At 70.0% G+C, this 21,514-nt stretch carries 16 protein-coding genes and 1 pseudogene; 11 read left to right on the forward strand and 6 right to left on the reverse strand.

The features are described 5' to 3' along the window. Positions 1 to 119: 119 nt before the first annotated feature. Positions 120 to 1,043, reverse strand: a complete 924-nt coding sequence (locus ACZ4WQ_RS07320; protein ID WP_398374432.1) for a LysR family transcriptional regulator — start codon at positions 1,041 to 1,043, stop codon at positions 120 to 122. A gap of 188 nt (positions 1,044 to 1,231) precedes the next feature. Between ACZ4WQ_RS07320 and ACZ4WQ_RS07325 the strand changes: the two are divergent. Then, positions 1,232 to 2,146 (forward strand): annotated as a pseudogene (locus ACZ4WQ_RS07325) (YbfB/YjiJ family MFS transporter); the annotation flags it as partial. A gap of 50 nt (positions 2,147 to 2,196) precedes the next feature. Here ACZ4WQ_RS07325 and ACZ4WQ_RS07330 read toward each other — a convergent pair. Continuing rightward, positions 2,197 to 2,817: a TetR/AcrR family transcriptional regulator gene (locus ACZ4WQ_RS07330; protein WP_311721916.1), complete on the reverse strand. Its 621-nt coding sequence runs from the start codon at positions 2,815 to 2,817 to the stop codon at positions 2,197 to 2,199. A 100-nt stretch (positions 2,818 to 2,917) separates the two neighbouring features. On the opposite strand from ACZ4WQ_RS07330, the gene ACZ4WQ_RS07335 reads away from it, so the two are divergent. After that, entirely contained in the window at positions 2,918 to 3,679 is a 762-nt protein-coding gene (locus ACZ4WQ_RS07335) for a helical backbone metal receptor (protein WP_311721917.1), read from the forward strand. Positions 3,680 to 3,788: 109 nt separating this feature from the next. Further along, positions 3,789 to 7,019, forward strand: coding sequence for a fused isobutyryl-CoA mutase/GTPase IcmF (gene icmF, locus ACZ4WQ_RS07340; protein ID WP_398374080.1), 3,231 nt, complete (start codon positions 3,789 to 3,791; stop codon positions 7,017 to 7,019). 9 nt (positions 7,020 to 7,028) lie between these two features. On the opposite strand, the gene ACZ4WQ_RS07345 is transcribed toward icmF, so the two are convergent. Both ACZ4WQ_RS07345 and ACZ4WQ_RS07350 read right to left on the reverse strand, forming a co-directional pair. Then, positions 7,029 to 7,796 carry a FadR/GntR family transcriptional regulator gene (locus tag ACZ4WQ_RS07345; protein ID WP_311721919.1) on the reverse strand — a complete coding sequence of 256 codons (768 nt, stop codon included), beginning with the start codon at positions 7,794 to 7,796 and terminating at the stop codon, positions 7,029 to 7,031. Continuing rightward, positions 7,793 to 9,259: an amidase gene (locus tag ACZ4WQ_RS07350; RefSeq protein ID WP_385343978.1), complete on the reverse strand. Its 1,467-nt coding sequence runs from the start codon at positions 9,257 to 9,259 to the stop codon at positions 7,793 to 7,795. The genes ACZ4WQ_RS07345 and ACZ4WQ_RS07350 overlap by 4 nt, the downstream gene beginning before the upstream one ends. A 149-nt stretch (positions 9,260 to 9,408) precedes the next feature. Here ACZ4WQ_RS07350 and ACZ4WQ_RS07355 point away from each other — a divergent pair, with 149 nt between their 5' ends. Genes ACZ4WQ_RS07355 through ACZ4WQ_RS07390 form a run of 8 tightly spaced genes read left to right on the forward strand, consistent with a single transcriptional unit; the run spans position 9,409 to position 18,048 of the window. Beyond that, positions 9,409 to 10,482 carry an isocitrate/isopropylmalate dehydrogenase family protein gene (locus ACZ4WQ_RS07355; RefSeq protein WP_398374081.1) on the forward strand — a complete coding sequence of 358 codons (1,074 nt, stop codon included), beginning with the start codon at positions 9,409 to 9,411 and terminating at the stop codon, positions 10,480 to 10,482. A 5-nt stretch (positions 10,483 to 10,487) separates the two neighbouring features. Next, positions 10,488 to 12,020, forward strand: coding sequence for an ABC transporter substrate-binding protein (locus tag ACZ4WQ_RS07360; RefSeq protein WP_385343972.1), 1,533 nt, complete (start codon positions 10,488 to 10,490; stop codon positions 12,018 to 12,020). 16 nt (positions 12,021 to 12,036) lie between these two features. After that, positions 12,037 to 12,987, forward strand: a complete 951-nt coding sequence (locus ACZ4WQ_RS07365; RefSeq protein ID WP_398374082.1) for an ABC transporter permease — start codon at positions 12,037 to 12,039, stop codon at positions 12,985 to 12,987. After that, positions 12,984 to 13,877 carry an ABC transporter permease gene (locus ACZ4WQ_RS07370; protein WP_311721925.1) on the forward strand — a complete coding sequence of 298 codons (894 nt, stop codon included), beginning with the start codon at positions 12,984 to 12,986 and terminating at the stop codon, positions 13,875 to 13,877. The genes ACZ4WQ_RS07365 and ACZ4WQ_RS07370 overlap by 4 nt, the downstream gene beginning before the upstream one ends. Next, positions 13,874 to 14,914 carry an ABC transporter ATP-binding protein gene (locus ACZ4WQ_RS07375; RefSeq protein WP_398374083.1) on the forward strand — a complete coding sequence of 347 codons (1,041 nt, stop codon included), beginning with the start codon at positions 13,874 to 13,876 and terminating at the stop codon, positions 14,912 to 14,914. Before ACZ4WQ_RS07370 ends, ACZ4WQ_RS07375 begins: the two co-directional genes overlap by 4 nt. After that, entirely contained in the window at positions 14,907 to 15,740 is an 834-nt protein-coding gene (locus ACZ4WQ_RS07380) for an ATP-binding cassette domain-containing protein (RefSeq protein WP_352127197.1), read from the forward strand. Before ACZ4WQ_RS07375 ends, ACZ4WQ_RS07380 begins: the two co-directional genes overlap by 8 nt. Before the next feature lie 2 nt (positions 15,741 to 15,742). Further along, positions 15,743 to 17,245, forward strand: a complete 1,503-nt coding sequence (locus ACZ4WQ_RS07385; protein ID WP_311721930.1) for an aldehyde dehydrogenase family protein — start codon at positions 15,743 to 15,745, stop codon at positions 17,243 to 17,245. 5 nt (positions 17,246 to 17,250) lie between these two features. Continuing rightward, on the forward strand, positions 17,251 to 18,048 hold the full coding sequence (locus ACZ4WQ_RS07390) for an SDR family NAD(P)-dependent oxidoreductase (RefSeq protein ID WP_311721932.1): 798 nt from the start codon (positions 17,251 to 17,253) through the stop codon (positions 18,046 to 18,048). A gap of 72 nt (positions 18,049 to 18,120) precedes the next feature. On the opposite strand, the gene ACZ4WQ_RS07395 is transcribed toward ACZ4WQ_RS07390, so the two are convergent. Continuing rightward, positions 18,121 to 20,388 (reverse strand): arylsulfatase, encoded by a 2,268-nt coding sequence (locus ACZ4WQ_RS07395; protein ID WP_398374085.1) that lies wholly within the window; start codon positions 20,386 to 20,388, stop codon positions 18,121 to 18,123. Between the two features lie 108 nt (positions 20,389 to 20,496). After that, the gene (locus ACZ4WQ_RS07400) at positions 20,497 to 21,477 is read right to left on the reverse strand and encodes a formylglycine-generating enzyme family protein (RefSeq protein ID WP_358843740.1); all 981 of its coding nucleotides are present in this window, start codon (positions 21,475 to 21,477) and stop codon (positions 20,497 to 20,499) included. Positions 21,478 to 21,514: the final 37 nt, after the last annotated feature.

Here is a 21,514-nt window from a genome sequence, read left to right on the forward strand (position 1 = left end):
TAGGCGGCCGGCCGGGCGAAGTCAAAGGTCAAGAGCGCTTGGGCCGGGACTTGCTCCCTCGCACCTGAGAGGCCTGGACTCCCAGTGCACGTCGGGGGGCGGGGGAGTGGTGGAGGTTCCTAGCGCCGATACGGGTCGCCGTCGGGCAGCCAGGCATCCGGGCCGTGGATTCCGAAGTCGCCGACACCGTCGCAGAGGGCGTCGACGACGGCGAGGACCGAGGTACGGACTTCGCCGCTGCGCCACACCAGGGACCAGGTCCAGCGGATCTGCGGTGCGACGACGGGGCGTTGGACCAGGTCCGGCGGGAGCGGGGTGGTCTGGCCCTTGGGAGAGTTGATGACCGGGCGGCCGCTGCGGCGGACGTGGTCGAAGAAGGCGGGGCCGGTGATGCCGCCGTCGGAGATGCGTATCGCGTGGGCCCCGGTGTCCCTGGCCAGTTGCTCGGCGTAGGCGTTCCAGGACGACCAGGAGGTGATGTCGTCGTCCAGGAGGACGACGGTGTCCCGGGCGGTCACCTCACCGGTGTCCTTGCCGGTGGCGACGGCATGGAGCCGGTCGGCGCCGATGAGCCGGGCGCGCAGATGGTGCCGCTCCAGGTCCGCGGTGCGCACCCAGCACACGGCGAGGTCCAGGCTCCCGTCGGCGACCCGGGCGGCCTGGCTGTGCGAGGGGGCGACCCACGCGTCGATGTGGACTTGGGCCACGGCGGACGTGCGGGCGATCAGGTCGGCGGGACGCCAGTTGACGTAGCCGAGCCGGACCGGTTCCGAGCCCGAGAACCGACGCGCACGTCGTTGCAGGTCGTCGGCGCGTTCCAGCAGCGCGCGGGTGTGCGGGAGCAGGGCCGAGCCGGCCGGGGTGAGGGACACGGAACGGCGGTCGCGGTCGAACAGGCGCACCCCCAGGTCGCGTTCCAGCGCCTTGATCTGCTGGGACAGGGATGGTCCGGCGATCAGGAGCCGCTCGGCGGCCCGGCCGAAGTTCAGCTCCTCGGCCACGGCGACGAAGTATCGAAGTTGGCGCAGCTCCACGCCCGCCATCGTACGTCGGTGAGAGGCCATGCCTCCCAGGAGAGAGACGGCCGGTCGTGGCCCGGCTTCTGACGGCGGGCCGATGATGAGGGCGTGGAGACCCGACGTGAAGTGACCGTTCCTCCCGGCCCCGATACGTCGGCCGCCGTCCGATCCGACCGCGGCGACCGGCCGGCGGCCGGGGGAAGCGCTCCGCGCTGCGGCTGCTGGCCGGCGTCGCCAGCGCACTGATCTTCGTCATCGCCGTCAGCTCGCTCCACAGCCATCTGCGCGAGCACCCCGCCCACCTGCCGGGCTGGGCCTTCGGCGGAGTGGGCGCCGGCATCGCCCTGTCCGGCTTCCTGGTCCTCACCGTGCGTTCTGTCGCCGACTGGCGGGCCGCCTGGTGGGCCTCGGCGGCCCTCGCCGCCGTCCTCACCGTCGCCTCGTGGAACCTGCGCCCCGAGCCGGCTCCCGCGATCACCGCGGAACGGGGCAGGGCGGCGGCCGGTGGGCCGAGGATCCGCACGCATCGCTGGTTCGGCTTGCTGTTCACCTCCTACAGCCTGGAAGGCGTCGGCTACATCGTCGCCGCGATCGAGCAGAGCTCTCCGGGGTGGCTCGGCAGCGGCGCCTGGGTGCTGGTCGGTCTGGCGGCCGTACCGTCCTCGGCGCTGTGGGCACGGCTCGGGCGCCGCTGGTCCCGCCCTGATCTGTTGCTCGTCGCGCTCGTCGTCCAAGCGGCCGGCATCGCTCTGCCGGCGCTCGTCGGGGGTGCGGCGGCTGCCCTCGTCTCCGCGGCCCTGTTCGGCGCCACCCTCATCGGCGTCAGCACCCTGGCCCTCGCCGCGGGGGCCCACCTGCGATTTCCCCGCTCGGTCGCGCTCCTGACCGCCGGATACTCCGTCGGTCAGATCCTCGGCCCCCTGGCCGTTGCGCCATTGCTCCGCCACGGCTATCACCAGGCCCTGATCCTGGCCGCCGTGGTGGTCCTGGCAGCCGCCGGGGCAGCCGCAGTGCTGCGCATCGGCTTCCCGAACCACGTGATGGTGGTGCGCCACGGCGCTCCGGCACCACAGCCGATACCCGGGGAGGCGCGAAGGGTGTCCCAGGAAGCCCCCGACGGCTTCTGAATCCGGATACGCCCTGGCCTCGCCCGTCGCGTCGTCGCGGCGGGCGAGCGTCAGGCTCCGGCCACGGCCTCCCGCGGCGCACGGGCGCCGAGCAGGGCAAGGCAGTTCTGCCACAAGGGACCGAGCCGGTCGGTGCTGTTGTAGAGCTTGGCGAACAGCACCTGACCCTCGAGCTGGGCAACCACAGCCCGCGCGGCTTCCCGCGTCTCGGCCACCTCGACCTCCTGCCGCTCGCGGGCCTCGTTGATGACCGAGTCGACCATCTCGACCTGCGCGTCGAAGATCTCCTGAAGCCGGGTGCGGATGGCCTCGGTCTGGTTGCACAGCTCCAGGGTGAGATTCCCGAACAGACACCCCGAGACGGTGCCGCAGCTCTGCTGGGCGGCGTGGAGGCCGGCCGCCGTCTCCTCGAACAGCCGGCGAAGACGCAGCAGCGGTTGGGCGTCACCGCTGAGAGCGGCCGTCCAGGTGCGCTTCTGACCGGTCCAGTGCTCGTCGATGACGGCCAGCGCGAGGGACTCCTTCGAATCGAAGAAGTAGTAGAAGCTCCCCTTGGGTACGCCGGCCGTCCTGCATATCTCGGCCACCCCCAGGGCCGAGTAGCCGTGTGTTTCGATGAGCGACCGCGCGGCGCTCAGAATTCTCTCGCGAGCATCACTGGTCCGTCCCATGAAGCCAGTTTACGACCGGTCGACTATGACGCCCGGGGCTGTTCGGAGGCCGCTTCACCACGATGGATCCGTCACACCGAGAGAAGCGAGGGAAGCAGTCATGCCGCTGCTGTACGACGACATGGGCACCGCTGTGGACCTGGCCCGTCCGCCACGCCGGGTGGTGTCCCTCGTGCCGTCGCTCACGGAGGCGGTCGCCGTAGGACATCCGGACGCCCTGGTCGGGGCGACCCAGTGGTGCACTCATCCGGGCGACCTCGACGTGGTGCGCGTGCGAGGCACCAAGAACCCCGACCGGGCGGCGATCGTCCGGCTGCGGCCGGACCTCGTGATCGCCAACAAGGAGGAGAACCGCGAACTCGACGTCACCCGGTTGCGCGCCGCGGGAGTGCCCGTGTGGGTGACCGTCATCGAGACCGTCCCACAAGCCCTGGACTCGCTCGAGCGGCTGTTCACCGAGGCGCTCCGAGCTCCGGTCCCCGACTGGCTCGACGCGGCACGAGAGCTGTGGTCGGGGCCCGTCCCCGAGGCCACGGCCACCGCGGCGGTTCCGGTCTGGCGGGATCCCTGGATGGTGGTCGGGAGGTCCACCTTCACCGGTGACCTTCTGCGCCGGGCCGGTATCGCCAATGCGTTCGCCGAGCACCCGGATCGCTACCCGCATGTGGCGCTGGAGGAGATCGACCGACCGGACGTGGGCGTCGTCCTGCTGCCCGACGAGCCCTATGTGTTCACCGAGAGCGACGGCCCCGAGGCCTTCCACCGCACCCCGACCCGCCTGGTCAGCGGTCGGCTGATCACCTGGTACGGCCCGTCGCTGCTGCCGGCACACGAGATGCTGAAGGATCTCCGGCTGGAATAAGACGCACGCGCACTGTGCCTCTCTTCACACCCTTCTCACCTTCAGTAATTTACTAGGACGTCCTAGTATCTATACGGTCAGCGATCCTGACCTGTCTGGGAAGGCCCTCATGAGCGATCTGCACCGACCCGTGCACCCTGTCCGCCTGGTTACGGCTTCGGCGCTGTTCGACGGGCACGATGCGTCGATCAACATCATGCGGCGGATCTTCCAGTCGCAGGGGGCCGAGGTGATCCACCTCGGACACAACCGGTCCGTGCGCGAGGTCGTGGACGCGGTGCTCGAGGAGGACGCACACGGCGTCGCGGTCTCCTCCTACCAGGGCGGACATGTGGAGTACTTCGAGTACTTGGCCGAGTCGCTGCGCGAGCGGGGAGCGGAACACGTCCGCGTGGTGGGCGGCGGAGGCGGCGTCATCGTGCCCGAGGAGATCGCCCGGCTGCGCGAGAGCGGAGTGACCATCTTCTCTCCCGAGGACGGCCAGCGGCTGGGCCTCGCCGGGATGGTCAACTCGGTGATCCGGGATTGCGACTTCGACCTCTGGGACGGCGGGCCGGCTGATGCCGCCGCCATACTCGCCGGCGACCGGTTCGCGATCGCCCGCGCCATCACCGGCGCCGAGCTCGGCAAACTGCCCCCGGATCTCCTGGGACAGCTGCGCGCCGCCGCCGCGGAGCGGGGCACGCCGGTGCTCGGCATCACCGGCACCGGCGGCTCGGGGAAGTCGTCGCTCACCGACGAACTGGTGCGCCGCTTCCGTCTCGACCAGCAGGGCGAGCTACGCATCGCGGTCATCGCGGTCGACCCGACCCGCCGCCGTGGCGGCGGTGCGCTGCTCGGTGACCGGATCCGGATGAACTCCCTGGACGGACACCGGGTCTTCTTCCGGAGCCTCGCCACGCGCGGCAGCCGCGAGCTGCCCGAGCATCTGTCCGACGTGATCGACGTGGTCAAGGCCGCCGGGTTCGACCTGGTCATCGTGGAGACGCCGGGCATCGGCCAGGGGGACGCGGCGATCGTGCCGTTCGTCGACACCTCGATGTATGTGATGACGCCGGAGTTCGGCGCCGCCTCGCAGCTGGAGAAGATCGACATGCTCGACTTCGCCGATGTGGTGGCGATCAACAAGTTCGAGCGGCGCGGCGCCAAGGACGCACTGCGTGACGTGGGCCGCCAACTGGTCCGCAACCGTGAGGCGTTCGGCAAGCGGCCCGAGGACATGCCGGTGTTGGGCACCTCGGCGGCCACATTCAACGACGACGGTGTCACCGCGCTCTACCAGCACCTGAGGACCACCCTGGCCGGGCAGGGCCTGCCGCTGTCCGAGGGCGCGCTGCCGCCGGTCGACGTACGCCACTCCTCGGGCATCCGGCAGGTGGTGCCCGCGGACCGGGTGCGCTACCTCGCCGAGATCACCGAGACGGTCCGCGGATACCACGCGGAGACCGAGCGGCTGGCCGAGGCGGCCCGCCGGGCGCAGCGCCTGGACGCGGTCAGGGGTGAGCTCGTCGAGGCGGGCTCGGACGCCGGAAACGTCCAGTCGCTGCTCGACGACGCCCGTCGGCGGCTCCCGCGCGACATCACGGAGCAGATCGGGAACTGGCCCGCTGTCGTGGCCGCCTACTCCGGTGACGAGCAGGTGGTGAAGGTCCGCGACAGGGAGATCCGCACCACGCTGACCCGCGAGTCCCTGTCGGGCAACAAGGTCCCCCGCGTCGCCCTGCCCAGGTTCACCGACCACGGGGAGCTGGTGCGGTTCTGGCGCCGGGAGAACCTGCCCGGCTACTTCCCCTTCACGGCCGGGGTGTTCCCGTTCAAGCGCGACGGGGAGGACCCGGCGCGGATGTTCGCCGGCGAGGGCGATCCCTTCCGCACCAACCGGCGCTTCAAGCTGCTCTCCGAGGGCCAGCCGGCCACCCGGCTGTCCACCGCCTTCGACTCGGTCACCCTCTACGGCCGCGACCCCGGCGAACGCCCCGACATCTACGGGAAGGTCGGCACCTCCGGAGTGTCGGTGGCCACGCTGGAGGACATGCGGGCCCTCTACGACGGCTTCGACCTGGTCGCGCCGACCACCTCGGTCTCCATGACGATCAACGGACCCGCGCCGACCATCCTGGCGTTCTTCCTGAACACCGCGATCGACCAGCAGGTCGAAATGTTCCGCGCGGCGGAGGGCCGCGACCCGTCACCCGAGGAAGCCGCTCGCTTGCGCGCACACGCGCTGGCGAGCGTGCGCGGCACGGTGCAGGCCGACATCCTCAAGGAGGACCAGGGCCAGAACACCTGTCTGTTCTCCACCGAGTTCTCCCTGCGGATGATGGCCGACATCCAGGAGTGGTTCATCGCGCACAAGGTCCGCAACTTCTACTCGGTGTCCATCTCGGGCTACCACATCGCCGAAGCCGGGGCGAACCCCATCAGCCAGCTGGCCTTCACCCTGGCCAACGGCTTCACCTATGTCGAGGCCTACCTGGCGCGCGGCATGCACATCGACGACTTCGCCCCGAACCTGTCCTTCTTCTTCTCCAACGGCATGGACCCCGAATACTCCGTGCTCGGCCGGGTCGCCCGCCGCATCTGGGCGGTGGCGATGCGGGACCGCTACGGGGCGAACGAGCGCAGCCAGAAGCTGAAGTACCACGTCCAGACCTCCGGCCGCTCCCTGCACGCCCAGGAGATGGACTTCAACGACATCCGCACCACCCTTCAGGCGCTCATCGCCATCTACGACAACTGCAACAGCCTGCACACCAACGCCTACGACGAGGCGGTGACCACCCCGACCGAGGAATCGGTCCGCCGGGCCCTGGCCATCCAGCTGATCATCAACCGGGAATGGGGCCTCGCGATGAACGAGAACCCCCTCCAGGGGTCGTTCATCATCGATGAGCTCACCGACCTGGTCGAGGCGGCGGTGCTCGCCGAGTTCGAGCGGATCAGCGAGCGCGGCGGTGTGCTCGGCGCCATGGAGACCGGCTACCAGCGCGGCCGTATCCAGGACGAGTCGATGCTGTACGAGCAGCGCAAACACGACGGGACACTGCCGATCATCGGGGTCAACACCTTCCGCAGCCCGCACGCGGACACCGCGGAGCCCGGCGCCATCGAGCTGGCGCGCGCCACCGAGAAGGAGAAGGAGTCCCAGCTGGAGCGCGTACGGGACTTCCAGGCCCGCCACCGCGACCAGGCGCAGGCCGCCCTGGCCGCCCTCAAGGACGCGGCGGTGGGCGGCCACAACGTCTTCACCGTCCTCATGGACGCCGCCCGGGTCTGCTCGCTCGAGCAGATCACCGAGGCGTTCTTCGAGGTCGGCGGCCAGTACCGCCGCAACGTCTGACCGAGAGGTTTACTTCTCTTCGTCGTCCAGGAGAGCGAGCAGCGGCCCCTGCTCGCTCTCCTGGACGTACCCGGCGTAGTAGTCGTAGAGCTTGCGCCGCGAGATGCGCGCCGCCGCCAGGCCGTCCCGGGCCCGGATCGCCTCCAGCACCTCCTGGTGGTGCTGGAGCGACTCCCGCATGAGCGCCTTGCGGTTGTGCGCCTGCGCGACCTTGTCCGAGATCAGCGAGAGGACGGCGCCCCGGACCACCTGGTTGCAGACCTCGATGAGGGAGTTGCGGCTGGCCACGGCCACCGCCTCATGGAACGCGACGTCAGCCTTGCTGAACTCGTCGTACCCCGTCTCGATCGCGTCCGCCATGACGGCGATCGTCCGCTCCATGGCGGACAGCTCCTCCTCGGACCGCAGCCGGGCCGCGAGCATGCTCGCCGACCCGTCGAGAATCATGCGGAACGAGATCAGCTCCGCCATCGACACATTGTCGAACTGGACGAGCCGGGTCATCTCCTTGGTCAGGCCGGCCGAGGAGAACGGCAGGATCTCCGGGCCGTTCGGGTCGCCCGGGCGCGAGCGGATGAGGCCGTTGCTCTCCAGTACGCGCAGGGCCTCCCGCACGGTGGGCCGGCTCGCCCCGAACTGGGTCACCAGCTCTCGCTCGCTCGGCAGCCGCTGACCGGGCTTCAGATCACCGCGCGTGATCGCCTGCTCGATCTGCTCGACGATGCGCTGGTAGAGCCGTACCGGCGAGACCTGCTGGAACTGTGCCCCGTCACTCACGGCTTCTCCCCTTCGAGCGTTGTCGTTTCTCCCCCGGCCGTCTCTCCGGTGGTCGCCCCGGGGACGCCGTCCGGCCAGTGCGGGACCGCCTCGGCAGGCCGGTTCCGTTCGTACCACGCGGCCGCCCTCAGAACACCGAGATCGTCGAAACGGGGGCCCGCGATCTGCACCCCGACGGTCCTGCGGTCCGCCGTAAAGCCGCAGTTCACGGTCGCCGCGGGCTGGCCCGACATGTTGTACGGCGCGGTGAAGCCGATGTGGGACATCGTCTTCGCGTCCTCCAGGAACGGCATCGGCTGCTCGGCGGGGAACGCCGCAACCGGAGCCACCGGCGAAAGCACCAGATCGTACGGGAGCGTCGCCGCCACGGTCCGCTCCTGGATGCGCATGATCTGCTGGTAGCACTGGAGCACCCGCGTGCCCGGCACATCCGCGCCCCCCTGGCACCATCGGATGATGCTGGGGTGGACACGCAGCTTGGCCTCGGCCGCCAGTTCGCGGAAGTCGTTCCAGGACCGCACCCGCCAGAACAGATCCAGGTCGTCCAGGAGATCCTGGCCCATGAACGGCTCCACCGGCTCCACGACGGCGCCCGCCGCCTCGAAGACCGCGGCGGCACGGTTCACCGCGGTCAGGATCTCGGCGTCGCACGGCTCTCCGCAGCCCGCGTCCAGTTGCACCCCCACCCGAAGTCCGCGCACCTCGCCGACCGGTGCCGACCAGTCGATGTCCTGCGGCGGCAGGCTCGACCAGTCCCGCGGATCCGGTCGGCTCAGGATGCTCATGAACAGGGCCGCGTCCGCCACGGTGCGCGTCATGGGGCCGGCGGCGCGCCCCAGGTACGGGGCGTCCAGCGGGATCCTCCCGTAGCTGGGCTTGAGCGTGGCGAGGCCCAGCCAGGTGCCCGGCAGCCGGATCGACCCGCCGATGTCGGTGCCGACGTGGAGCGGGCCGTAGCCTCCGGCAGCCGCGGCCCCCGCGCCGGAGCTGGAGCCGCCCGTGGTCCAGGCGGGGTCCCAGGGGCTGCGGGTGATGCCGTGCCGGCTGGAGACTCCCGAGGAGAGCATGCCCCAGTCCGGCATCACGGTCGACCCGAGGATCACCCCACCGGATTCGAGGACCCGCGCGGTGATGGGCGCGTCCGCCTCGGGGACGACCGGATCCGTCCCCGCGTTGCCGGAGGGCATGGGGACGCCTCTGCGGGCGACGTTCTCCTTGAGCGTCACGGGCACGCCGTCGATGGGGCCGAGCGGTTCCCCCGCCGCCCATCGGGCCTCGCTGGCCAGGGCCGCCTTGCGGGACTCGTCCGGATCCCGCACCCAGAACGCGTTGAGCACGCTCTCGCGCGCCTCGATCACCGACTGGACGGCGTCGTGGACCTCGACCGGCGACAGCGTGCGGTCGGCGAATCGGGTCACCATCTCGACGGCCGGCATGGCGGCCAGGCCCTGTTCCGTGAGCACTCGCACTCTCCTCCTCCCCCAGCTACCGCTGGGCGGGTGCCCCTCGCGATACCCGGGGCATTCGAACCCTTGACAAGTACAGCCTCAGTCGTCACGGTACCTGGCAAGTCAGCTTACTGGTCAGGCCAGTCAGAGGGGAAGGTGCGTTGATGGCGCGGGACACCAACGTCGTGCGGCTCGCCGTCATACCTGGTGACGGAATCGGCCCTGAGGTCGTCGCGGCCACCGTGCCCGTGCTCCAGGCCGCGCTGGAGGCCGACGGCCACCGGCTCGACGTGACCTCGTTCGACTGGGGAGGCGAGCGGTTCCTGCGGCAGGGGGCGGCGATGCCGGCCGATGCGGCCGACCTCGTCAAGAAGACGGACGCCGTGTTGTTCGGCGCCGTCGGACGTCCCGATGTGCCGGATCACGAACTGGTCTGGGGCCTGATCATCGGCCTGCGGCAGCAGCTCGACCTCGCCGTGAACATCCGCCCGGTGCGCGCGTTCCCCGGCGTGCCCACCAAGGTGCGCGACACCGACGGCGTGGACCTGGTCATCGTTCGCGAGAACACCGAGGGCGAGTACGTCGGCGCCGGCGGCGTGGCGCACGCCGGCAGCGGACACGATCTCGGCATCGAGATCGCGGTGCACTCCCGCCGTGTCATCGAGCGGGCGGCGCACCATGCCTTCGCCCTGGCCTCCCGGCGGTCGGGACGGCTGTGCCTGGTGACGAAGTCCAACGCGATGCGCTACGGCTATCCGCTGTGGGACCGGGTGGTGCGCGAGGTCGGCGAGCAGTATCCGGCGGTCCGGTTGGAAACCGTGCTGGTCGACGCCATGGCCGCGCGTATGATCCAGGCTCCGCGATCGCTCGATGTCCTGCTCGCCGGCAATCTGTTCGGCGACATCCTGTCCGACCTCGCCGCGGTGCTCGCCGGCGGTATGGGCATGGCACCCAGCGCCAACATCCTTCCGGGCGCCGATGTGCCGGGGGTCTATGAGCCGGTCCACGGCTCCGCACCCGACATCGCCGGGAGGGGTGTGGCGAATCCGGTGGCGTGCATGCTGTCCGGAGCGCTGCTGCTCGACGACCTCGGACACACCAGCGCGGCTCGCCGCATCCGTGACGCGGTGACGGGCACCTTGCGAGATGCCCGGCACCACACGGCGGACCTCGGCGGAAACGCCACCACGGCGGATGTGACATCCGCTGTCCTGCACACGATGGAAAGCCAGGGGTAGAACCTATGAGAGACCACAAGCAGTTGACGCGACACACCGGGGTGGTCGCGGCCACGCTCGCGTCCCTACTGCTGGCAGCCTGCTCGGCCGGGTCCACGGCAGACGGCGGTGGCAGCGGCAAGTCCGGGAAGACCGACGACGCCCTGAAGATCGGCCTCAACGCCGAGCCGGCCAACCTCGACATCACCAAGACCGCGGGTGCCGCCATTCCCCAGGCACTGCTCTACAACGTCTACGAGAACCTGGTGAAGGTCGACCAGTCCGGGAAGATCCAGCCCCAACTGGCCAAGTCGTGGAGCCTGTCCAAGGACCGCAAGACGTACACGTTCCAGTTGGTGAAGGACGCCAAGTTCAGCAGTGGCGCACCGTTCACCGCCGAGGACGCGAAGTTCTCCATCGAACACGTCAAGTCCGACTGGACCATCGCGCAGAAGGCGCAGATGGACGTCGTCGACACGGTGCGGGCGGTGTCACCGACCGAACTCAAGGTCACCCTGAAAGAGCCGAGCAACGACTGGCTGTACCGGATGACCACCCGCGTCGGCGTGATGTTCAGCCGGACCGGCGTGAGCAAGCTGGCCACCGAGCCGGTGGGCACCGGCCCGTACGTGGTGAAGAAGTGGAACCGCGGCGACTCGATCACGCTGGCCCGTCGTGATGGCTACTGGGGGAGCGAACCGCACTTCGCGTCGGTCACCCTCAAGTACTTCAAGGACCCGACGGCCATGAACAACGCGCTGCTCACGGGCACCATCAACGTGATCGGCACGATGCAGACCCCGGATTCTCTGGACCGGTTCACGAACAACCCGACGTACAAGGTCATCGAGGGCACGACCAACGGCGAGGTGGTCCTCTCCCTCAACAACGGCTCGGGCCCGCTGAAGAACCTGAAGGCCCGCCAGGCCGTCCGCTACGCCATCGACCACAAGGCCCTGCTTGACACCTGCTGGGCAGGGCGCGGCAAGCTCATCGGCAGCATGGTCCCGCCGACCGACCCGTGGTACCAGGACCTCACCAACCAGTATCCGTACGACCGCGACAAGGCCAAGAAGCTCCTCAAGGAGTCCGGCGAAGCCGGCAGTACGCTGCGGCTGCGGATTCCGACGCTGCCCTATGCCACCGCGTGCGGCACCGTGGTCAAGAGCCAGCTCGAACAGGCCGGGTTCAAGGTCACCCTCGATCAGCTGGAGTTCCCCGCCGCCTGGCTGAGCACCGTGTTCAAGAACGCCGACTACGACATGTCCATCATCAGTCACCTGGAACCCCGGGACATGCAGACGGTGTTCGGGGACAAGAGCTACTACACCCACTACGACAACGCTGAATTCCGCGCGTTGCTGAAGAAGGCGGACCGGGGCACCCAGGAGGAGCAGGTCACCGCCATGCGGGAGGCCGCCCGGCTGCTGTCCAAGGACGCCGCGGCCGACTGGCTGTTCCTGCTGCCGAACCTGATGGTGGCGGACAAGAACATCACCGGCCTGCCCGTGGACAACGTCTCCGAGTCCCTGGATCTCACCGGCCTGGGCCGGTCGTGAAAGGCGGACTCAACAAATGATCGTCCGTCTGGTGCAGCGGATCGGGATCCTCCTGGCCAGCCTTGTCGTGAGCTCCGTCCTGGTGTTCGCGTTCATGGCGGTGCTGCCAGGAGACCCGGCCCGCGTCGCCCTCGGCGTCAGCGCGTCGGACACGGCGGTGGCGCAACTGCGCGAGCAGTTCGGGCTCGACCGGCCGCTCGTGGTCCAGTACTTCAGCTGGGTCAAGGGACTGGTGACCTTCGACCCGGGCAACTCCTACATCTCACAGACGGCGATCGGCCCGCAGATCGCCGACCGCCTCCAGGTCACCCTGTGGCTCGTCGGCGCCGGGATGGCGTTCGCCTGCCTCCTGGCGATCCCCATGGGCACGCTCATGGCGGTGCGGCACCGCAAGCCGTCCGGGCTCGTTCTCTCGGCCCTGTCGCAGGTCGGCGTGGCCGTCCCGGCCTTCCTCGCGGGCATCCTCCTGATCACCGTGTTCGCGGTGCGGCTCGGGTGGCTGCCGGCGAACGGCTGGACACCCCCGGCGCAGGATCCGGTCATGTTCCTCAAGCAACTGGTGCTGCCCGCGCTGTCCCTCGGGCTGGTGCAGGCGGCCATGCTCACCCGCTATGTCCGCAGCGCCGTGCTCGACGTCCTCCGGGAGGACTATCTGCGCACCGCTCGTGCCAAGGGACTCCGCCCGACGCAGGCGCTGTTGCGGCACGGCCTGCGGAACGCGGCGGTGCCCGTGGTCACCGTCCTGGCGTTGCATCTCGCGACGCTGCTGGTGGGCGCCGTCGTCATTGAACGGGTCTTCGTCATCCCCGGGCTCGGGAGCCTGCTGCTGGACAGCGTCTCCAACCGGGACCTCATCATGGTGCAGGACGTGGTCATGATCATCGCAATGGCGGTGCTGCTGGTGAACTTCCTGGTGGACATCATCTATCTGGTGATCGACCCGCGGCTCAGGGTCGGTGCGTCATGAGCGCTCCGGACACCACGTCCGCTCCGGACAGCAAGGCCGCCGCGTCCGCGGTGCCCGACATCCGTCGTCGGCGCCGCCCGGTGACGGGCAGCCTGCTGGTGGGCGGTCTCATCGTCGCCGTCGTGGTCGGCATGGCGCTGCTGTCCTTCGTGTGGACCCCGCACGACCCGACCCTGGTGAACGCCTCGGCGCGGCTGGAGAAGCCGTCGCTGGAGTACTGGTTCGGCACGGACAAGTTCGGCCGTGACGTGTTCAGCCAGATCCTGGTCGGCTCGCGCACCACGCTGTTCGTCGGTTTTGTGGCGGTGGGGGTCGCCGCCCTGGTCGGGGTGCCCCTCGGCATCGCCGCCGGAATGGCGCCACGCTGGCTCGGCGAGCTGCTGATGCGCGCCAACGACCTGCTGCTCGCCTTCCCGGCGCTCCTGCTGGCCATCATGTTCGCCGCCGTCTACGGCGCCGGCACGCTGGTCGCGATGGTCGCCATCGGCATCGCGTCCATCCCCAATTTCGCCCGGCTGATCCGCGGCGGCACGTTGCAGGTCATGAAGACCGAATACGTCACCGCGGCGCGCGCGGCGGGCCGCGGGCCGTTCGCGATCGCCGTGCGGCATGTCCTGCCCAACGTCAGCAGCCTCGTCATCGTGCAGGCGTCGGTCGGCTTCGCCATCGCCGTCCTCGCCGAAGCCGCGCTGTCCTTCCTGGGCTTCGGCACCCCGCCCCCCACCCCGTCCTGGGGCCGGATGCTCCAGGAGAGCCAGGAGCTGCTGTCGCTGGCCCCCCGGCTCGCCGTGTTCCCGGGCATCGCGATCGCGGTGGCCGTGCTCGGGTTCAACCTGCTCGGTGACGGCCTCCGCGACCGTTTCGACCCCAAGCTGGAGGACCGCCGATGACCGGCAACGTATCTGGCGACGTGCTGGCCGTGCGGAACCTCGACGTAACGGTGGGCGGCCGCAAGCTCGTCGAGGATGTCGGCTTCACCATCCGGGCCGGCGAACGGGTCGGCCTGATCGGCGAGTCGGGGTCGGGCAAGTCGTTGACCGCGCTGAGCGTCATGGGCCTGCTCCCCGAAGGGCTGCGGGCCACGGGTTCGGTGCGGCTCGCCGGAGTCGACCACGACCTGGTCGGTGCCGACGAGGCGCGGATGTCCCGGGTGCGGGGCAAGGAGATGGCCATGGTCTTCCAGGAGCCCATGACCGCGCTGAACCCCACGATGAGGGTGGGGCGGCAGATCGCCGAGGTGCTCCTGGTCCACCGGACCAGGCCCGACCGGGCGTCCGCCCGGGCCGCCGCCGTGGAGTTGCTCGCCCAGGTGGGGCTCCCCGACCCCGCGGCCGCCGCGCAGGCCTACCCGCATCAGTTCTCCGGGGGCCAGCGGCAGCGGGTGGTGCTGGCCATCGCCCTCGCGAACGATCCCGCGCTCCTGGTCTGCGACGAACCCACCACCGCGCTCGACGTCACGGTGCAGGCGCGGGTGCTCGACCTGATCGTGCGGGGAGTCCAGGACCGCAGGTCGGCCATGCTGTTCATCACCCACGACCTGGCCGTGGTGGCCACCGCCTGCGAGCGGGTCATGGTCATGTACGGCGGGCGGCTGGTGGAGTCCGGGCCGGTCCAGGAGGTGTTCACCCGTCCTCGGCATCGCTACACCCAGGGCCTGATCGGCGCGTCGGACCTGACCGTGGTCGACGACCGCGGCCGGCTGGCCACCATCCCCGGATCGGTGCCGCCGGCGGGCCACTTCCCCGCCGGATGTGTCTTCAGAAACAGATGCGCCCACGCGACCGAGGCGTGCGCCACCCGGCCGGAATGGATCCCGACCGGGCCGGACTCCGGCTACGCCTGCTTCCACCCGGCACAGAGCCCGGCAACCGGGAGCCGCGCACACGCGAAGGGCACACCGATGAACCAGGAGGCCGGCCGTGGCTGAGCAGCCGACCGCCATCAGCGTCCGTGACGTCACACGCGTCTACCACCGTCCTCGTACCTCGCTGCGCCACCCCAGCCCGCCGGTGCACGCCCTGCGCGGCGTCAGCTTCGACGTCCCCCAGGGGCAGCGGTTCGGCATCGTGGGCGAGTCGGGGTGCGGCAAGTCGACCCTGCTGCGGATTCTGGCCGGGCTCGACCGCCCCACCAGCGGTGGCGTCGCGATCGACGGCCGGGACATCACCGGGCTCAGGGAGCGGCAGCTCGGGTTCGTCCGTGAGCGGCTTCAACTGGTGTTCCAGGACCCGATGAGTTCGCTGGACCCGCGTATGCGCGTCGGCGACATCGTGGCCGAGCCGCTTGTCGCACAGGGGCACCCGAACCGCCGGGAGCGGGTGGCCGAGTTGCTGGAGGCCGTCGGCCTGCGGGCCGACGCGGCGGACCGGTATCCGCACCAGTTCTCCGGCGGCCAGCGGCAGCGCATCTCGATCGCGCGTGCCCTCGCCCCCCGCCCGAAGATCATCGTGGCCGACGAGCCGGTGAGCGCCCTGGACGTGTCCGTACGGGCCCAGGTGCTCAACCTCATCGCCGACCTCGTCGAGGAGCTGTCCCTCACGCTGGTCTTCGTCTCCCACGACCTGTCCGTGGTCCGCCATGTGTGCGACCGGGTCGCGGTCATGAACGGCGGACAGATCGTGGAGTCCGGGCCCACGGAGCAGGTGTACGAGGATCCGCAACATTCCTATACACGCAGGCTGATCGCCGCCGTTCCGACGCTGGGCAAGGCTCTGTCCGGAGTGTCGGCGGCCGACCTCAACCGGGAGTACTGACCGTGACGACCCACGTCGAACCCGCCGGTGGCGAAAGCGCCCAGGTGTTGGAGTTCCACCAGTTCCCGACGGGGTTGCCCATCGGCGACAGCTGGGTGGCGGCACCCGCCGCCGAGGACGTCCGCTTCCCCTACGACGGGACGCTCGTCGCGCGGGCCCCGGTCGGGGACACCGACCTCGCGCGCCGCGCGGTGGACGCGGCCGTCGCGGTCCGCGAACAGGTCGGCAGGCTCCCCTCGCACACCCGCAGGGCGGCGCTGATCGCGACGCACGACGCGGTCGCCTCACGGCGCGCGGACTTCGAGCGGCTCCTGGTCCTGGAGACCGGTAAGCCGCTGGTCGACTGCCGTGTCGAGGTGGATCGCACCCTGCTGACCCTGCTGACGGCGGCCGAGGAAGTGGCCCGGCTGCACGGCGAGACGGTGCCGCTGGACCTGCTGCCGTCGGGGGAGGGGCTGCTCGGCTTCTGGATCCGCAAGCCGATCGGCGTGGTGGCGGGCATCGCGGGCTTCAACTACCCGCTGTTGCTCGTCACGCACAAGATCGCGCCGGCGCTGGCCGCCGGCTGCCCGGTCATCGCCAAGCCGGCGCCGCAGACTCCGCTGGCCTCCCTGTGGCTGGTGCACCTCCTCCGTGAGGCCCTTCGCGCCGCGGGCGCGCCGCAGGCCGCGGTGCAGCTGGTGACCGGCGGCCCCGAGGTGGGCGTCGCCCTGACCACCGACCGCCGGATCGGGGCGGTGTCCTTCACCGGCTCCGCCGCCGTCGGCCACCGGATCGCCCGGGACGCGGCACCCACCAAGGTGCTGCTCGAACTCGGCTCCAACGCCGCCCTGGTGGTCGCCGCCGACGCCGACCTCGACGCCGCCGCCGACGCGGTGGTGCGCGGCGGGTACTACGCGTCGGGCCAGGCGTGCATCAGCGTGCAGCGGGTCATCGTGGTGGACGCCGTGCGCGACGAGTTCGTGGCCCGCCTGACGGAGCGGGTGGCCCAGGTGGCCATGGGCGATCCCCGCGATCCGGCGACGAGGGTCTCGGCACTCATCGACGAGCGGTCGACCGAGCGGGTCCGCGCGTGGCTGGAGGAGGCGGTGGCGGCGGGGGCGTCGCTCGTGGCCGGAGGCAAGGTCACCGACGGGGTGATCGAGCCCACCGTGCTGCTCGACGTGGACCGTGGCCTGCCCGTCTGGGACGAGGAAGTCTTCGGCCCCGTGGTGGCGGTGCGGTCCGTCCCCGATCTGGACACGGCGTTCGACCTGGTCAACGACTCGCGCTACGGACTGCACGCGAGCGTCTACACCAGCGCCCTCGATACGGCGTTCGCCGCTCTCGACCGCCTGGAGGTGGGCGGGGTGGTGGTGAACGAGGTGCCCGGCTTCCGCTCCGACGTCATGCCGTACGGCGGTGTGAAGGACTCCGGGGCCGGACGGGAGGGCCCCAGGTTCGCCATCGAAGAGCTCACCGTGACCCGTATGGCAGTGATCCGTCCGACGACAACGAAACCGTGAGGACCATGCAAGCAGAGGACCGCACCGATGCGGTGGACGCGTACTCCCGCCTGTTCAGGCTCGACGGCCGCAAGGCCGTCGTGGTGGGCGGGGGCAGCGGAATAGGCCGCGAGAGCGCCCTGGCGCTCGCCGCGCACGGCGCCGAGGTGGTCTGCGCCGACCGTGATCTGACGGCGGCCACGGAGTCGGCGTCGATGGGGCCGGGCCTTGTCCCGTACGCCCTGGACGTGCTCGACGGCGAGGCGGTCGCGCGCGCCGCCGAGGAGCTGGGACCCGTCGACGTGCTCGTCTTCACCGCCGCGACGAACGTGCGCAAGCGCCTGCTCGACTACACGGCGGAGGACTTCGAGCGGGTCGTGGCGCTCAATCTGCGCGCGTCCTTCGACCTGGTGCGGGCGTTCGGCCGTGGCATGGCCGAACGTGGCAGGGGCAGCATCATCGGCTTCAGCTCGATCCGCGCGGTGGCCGTCGAGCCGGGGCAGGGGGTGTACGCGGCCACGAAGGCGGGCCTCGTTCAGCTGGCGCGGACCGCGGCGGCCGAACTGGGCCCGTCTGGTGTGCGGGTGAACACCATCGCCCCGGGCATCGTGGACACACCGCTGACCACGCAGATCAAGGCCGTGCCGGAGTGGTCGGAGGCCTACGCGACCAAGAGCGCCCTGGGCCGCTGGTCCCGGCCCGACGAGCTGGCCGGCGCGGTCGTCTACCTCGCCTCGGACGCGTCGTCCTTCGTCACGGGGAGCCAGCTGTTCGTGGACGGAGGCTGGACGGCGATCGACGGACGCTATACGCCGCCCAGCTGACCGGACGACCGACTGGGAGCGACGCGGGCCCCGAAGGGCTCCGCGTCGCTCCCAGTCGCATGGCGGAGGGCGTCAGTCGATCCGCTCGAAGGGCTCCGTGCCCTCTTCGTCCGGCGCGACCGTGAAGACGACCTTCTCGAAGGCACCGGTGAACGCGAACTCGCCGTCGTAGTTGGGCGAGGAGGGCGACAGGGTGTCCCGGCCGACGTCGAGGCCCTGCCACCCCAGGAAGTGCGGCAGGACCCGCGGAATGGCTTCGGAGCCGACCGGCCTGCCCGACACATACAGGTGTCCGGTGCCCCGCATGTCACCGGTCTTGACGAATTCGAAGGTCAGCTCCGCCGGGCCGACCGGGAGCTCCTCCGCCGAGGTCACCGCGTACCGGGTGCCGAGGAAGTTGTACTCGTAGACCAGCCGGTTGTCCTTGACGTACAGGACGTATCCGCTGCTGATACTGCCCAGGGACACCAGCACACCCTCGTCCGACGCGGTGGCGCGGTCGACGTACGCGGTGATGCGGTGTCCGCGGTTCATCACCGGTGGCACCGCGGCGATGGGCAGATGGGCCATGCCGGGATAGTAGGTGAAGGTGGTGCGCCTGCGCGGGGAGCCGGGACGCGGAATCTTCGCCCGGTAGGCGAATCCGTTGTCGTCCAGCGGCAGCACGTCGTATCTTCCCGCCTCCACCCAGAAGCGGGAGATCATCTTCTGTAGTTGCTCGGGCCGCGTCCGCGCCAGGTCGTTGCACTCCGAGAAGTCGCTGTCGTGGTGGTAGAGCTCCCACTGGTCCGCGTCGAACGATGTGCCGCGTTCGTGGTAGGCGACGGCCTTCCAGCCGTCGTGCCAGATCGCGCGGTGTCCGAACATCTCGAAGTACTGGGCCTCTTTGCGCGTCGGCGCGGCCGGCGAGCCGAAGGTGTAGGCCATGCTGACACCGTGGATCGGCAGTTGCGGGATGCCGTTGTACACCGCGGGCGCCTGGAGACCGAGCAGTTCGAAGAGGGTCGGGGCGATGTCGGACACATGGTGGAACTGCTGCCTGATCTCGCCGGTGCGCGGCAGCCCCCGGGGCCACCGCACGATGAGCGGGCAGCGGACGCCGCCTTCGTGGGTGTTCTGCTTGTAGCGCTTGAACGGCGTGTTTCCCGCCTGTGCCCAGCCCCAGGGGTAGTTGGCATGAGCGCGGGTGGTGCCGATGTCATCGATCCGCGCGACCATCTCCTCGAGGTCCTCGGGGATCCTGTTCTGGAACGCGGTGGGGTTGAGCGAACCCTTCTGCCCGCCTTCCTGGCTGGCCCCGTTGTCCGAGAGCAGGATGGTGATGGTGTTCTCCATCCGACCTATCCGCTCCAGGAACTCCATGAGCCGGCCGATCTGGTGGTCGGTGTGGTCGAGCATCGCCGCGTAGGCCTCCTGGAGGCGTACGGACAGCTTCTTCTCGTCGTCCGACAGCTCGTCGAAGGGCACGACCCCGGGGTTGCGCGGCGCCAGTTCGGTGCCGGGTGGCAAGATGCCCCGTTCGATCTGGCGGGCGTGCCGGGTGGCGCGCTCGGCGTCCCAGCCGTGGTCGAACCGGCCCCGGTACTTGTCCAGGTACTCCTGGGGGGCCTGGTGCGGGGCGTGCGCCGCGCCGAACGCCAGATACAGGAAGAAGGGCTTCTCGGGAGTGACGGACGTCTGGTCCCGGACGAACTCGATCGCCCGGTCGGCCAGGTCCTCGCTGAGGTGATAGCCCTCTTCCGGGCTCTTCGGCGGATCCACGGCGTGGTTGTCGTGGAACAGCTCCGGATAGAAGCTGTCCGTCTCGGCTTCGAGGAATCCGTAGTAGCGCTCGAACCCGCGGGACAGCGGCCACTGGGTGTACGGCCCGGACGCGGTGGTCTGCTCCATCGGCGCCAGATGCCACTTGCCCACGGCCATGGTGTTGAAGCCGCTGTCGCGCAGCACCTCGGGCAGTATCGCGGCGGCCTTGGTGATCCGTCCGCGACCGCTGGGGAAGCCGGTGTCGAAGTTGGACAACATACGCATGCCGACGGAGTGGTGGTTCCGGCCGGTCAGCAGGGAGGCACGGGTCGGCGAACACAGCGTGGTGGTGTGGAAGTTCGCGTAACGAAGGCCGTCGGCGGCGAGGGCGTCCATGGCCGGGGTGTCGATGTCCGAGCCGAAGCAGCCGAGGTCGGAGAAGCCGACGTCGTCGAGCACGATGACCACGACATTGGGCGTGTCCTCGGGGAGCGTCTGCTGATCGGGCCACCAAGGAGTCGACTCCTCGTAGGTGGTGCCGATCCTGCCTTGGAAGGTGCCGCTCTCGGACGGCGGATACGGAGAGGCGGTGGTCATCCAGGACGCTCCTTTGACCAAGGAAGGCTCAGGTTAACTGGTCTTACCAGTAGTCCGGGCGTAAGTTTCGCCCGCTCCTGTGGTTGTGTCAACCATCCGGTGGTTCGCCTACCGACCCGCCCGGGGCAGGTCCGCCGCGCAGCGGAACCCCATGTGCCCGGTGCTGCTGTCAGGTGTGTTGGAGGTGCGCGCGGCCACGCGGTAGCGGTTGCAGTACGACTCATGGCACAGGTAGGAGCCGCCGCGGATCACCTTCGCCTCCCCGCTGGGCGGTCCGGCCGGGTCCCGGCGGGTCTCCGGGCGCTCGGCGGCGTGCCATGTGGTGCTCCACCAGTCGGAGCACCACTCCCACACGTTGCCCGAGGTGTTGTACAGGCCCAAGTTGTTGGGCCGGTAGGTCTTGACCGGCGCGGTGCCCAGATATCCGTCCTCGCCCGTGTTGACCTGCGGGAACCGCCCCTGCCAGATGTTGCAGCGGTGCTGCCCCCGGGGCAGCAGCTCGTCCCCCCAGGGGAAGCGGGCGCGCTCCAGACCGCCACGCGCCGCCATCTCCCACTCCGCCTCCGTGGGGAGGCGCTTGCCCGCCCATGCCGCATAGGCGGACGCGTCGCGCCAGGACACATGGACGACAGGGTGGTTCGAAAGTTCGGTCCATGACGACCCCGGCCCGTAGGGGGCCTGCCAGCACGCCCCCTCGACCGCGAGCCACCAGGGCGCCTGCTGCACCGTGTCGCGCACCAGGTGCCGGGCACCGGGGTGGACGAGTGCGTAGAACACGAAGGACCAGCCGTGGCGCTCGGCATCGGTCCGGTAGCCGCTGCCGCGCACGAACGCCGCGAACTGCCTGTTGGTGACGGCGGTCGCGTCGATGAGGAACGGCGACAGCCGCACCGCCCGGACGGGGCCCTCACCGTCCTCGGGAAACGCGTCGGCGTCATCGCCTCCCATCAGATACGTCCCTCCGGGGATGCGCAGCATGGCGCGCAGCCCCTGTGCCCGGTCCCGCTCCGAGGCCTGGGGCCGAACGGCGGGGGGCTCGGGGTTCTTCCGGTCGCCCCCTGGCGTGGGGGCGCAACACGCGCCTGACATCGCTCCTCCGACCGCGGCTGCTGTTCCTCACCCGACT

Source organism: Streptomyces sp. NPDC028305 (assembly GCF_055569495.1).

Bases quoted from the DNA above. Each gene is read 5' to 3' on its own strand.
- ACZ4WQ_RS07390 (WP_311721932.1), top strand. From the start codon at position 17,251: ATGCAAGCAGAGGACCGCACCGATGCGGTGGACGCGTACTCCCGCCTG.
- ACZ4WQ_RS07355 (WP_398374081.1), top strand. From the start codon at position 9,409: ATGGCGCGGGACACCAACGTCGTGCGGCTCGCCGTCATACCTGGTGAC.
- ACZ4WQ_RS07375 (WP_398374083.1), top strand. From the start codon at position 13,874: ATGACCGGCAACGTATCTGGCGACGTGCTGGCCGTGCGGAACCTCGAC.
- ACZ4WQ_RS07365 (WP_398374082.1), top strand. From the start codon at position 12,037: ATGATCGTCCGTCTGGTGCAGCGGATCGGGATCCTCCTGGCCAGCCTT.
- ACZ4WQ_RS07370 (WP_311721925.1), top strand. From the start codon at position 12,984: ATGAGCGCTCCGGACACCACGTCCGCTCCGGACAGCAAGGCCGCCGCG.
- ACZ4WQ_RS07360 (WP_385343972.1), top strand. From the start codon at position 10,488: ATGAGAGACCACAAGCAGTTGACGCGACACACCGGGGTGGTCGCGGCC.
- ACZ4WQ_RS07400 (WP_358843740.1), bottom strand. From the start codon at position 21,477: ATGTCAGGCGCGTGTTGCGCCCCCACGCCAGGGGGCGACCGGAAGAAC.
- ACZ4WQ_RS07320 (WP_398374432.1), bottom strand. From the start codon at position 1,043: ATGGCGGGCGTGGAGCTGCGCCAACTTCGATACTTCGTCGCCGTGGCC.
- ACZ4WQ_RS07395 (WP_398374085.1), bottom strand. From the start codon at position 20,388: ATGACCACCGCCTCTCCGTATCCGCCGTCCGAGAGCGGCACCTTCCAA.
- icmF (WP_398374080.1), top strand. From the start codon at position 3,789: ATGAGCGATCTGCACCGACCCGTGCACCCTGTCCGCCTGGTTACGGCT.
- ACZ4WQ_RS07335 (WP_311721917.1), top strand. From the start codon at position 2,918: ATGCCGCTGCTGTACGACGACATGGGCACCGCTGTGGACCTGGCCCGT.
- ACZ4WQ_RS07330 (WP_311721916.1), bottom strand. From the start codon at position 2,817: ATGGGACGGACCAGTGATGCTCGCGAGAGAATTCTGAGCGCCGCGCGG.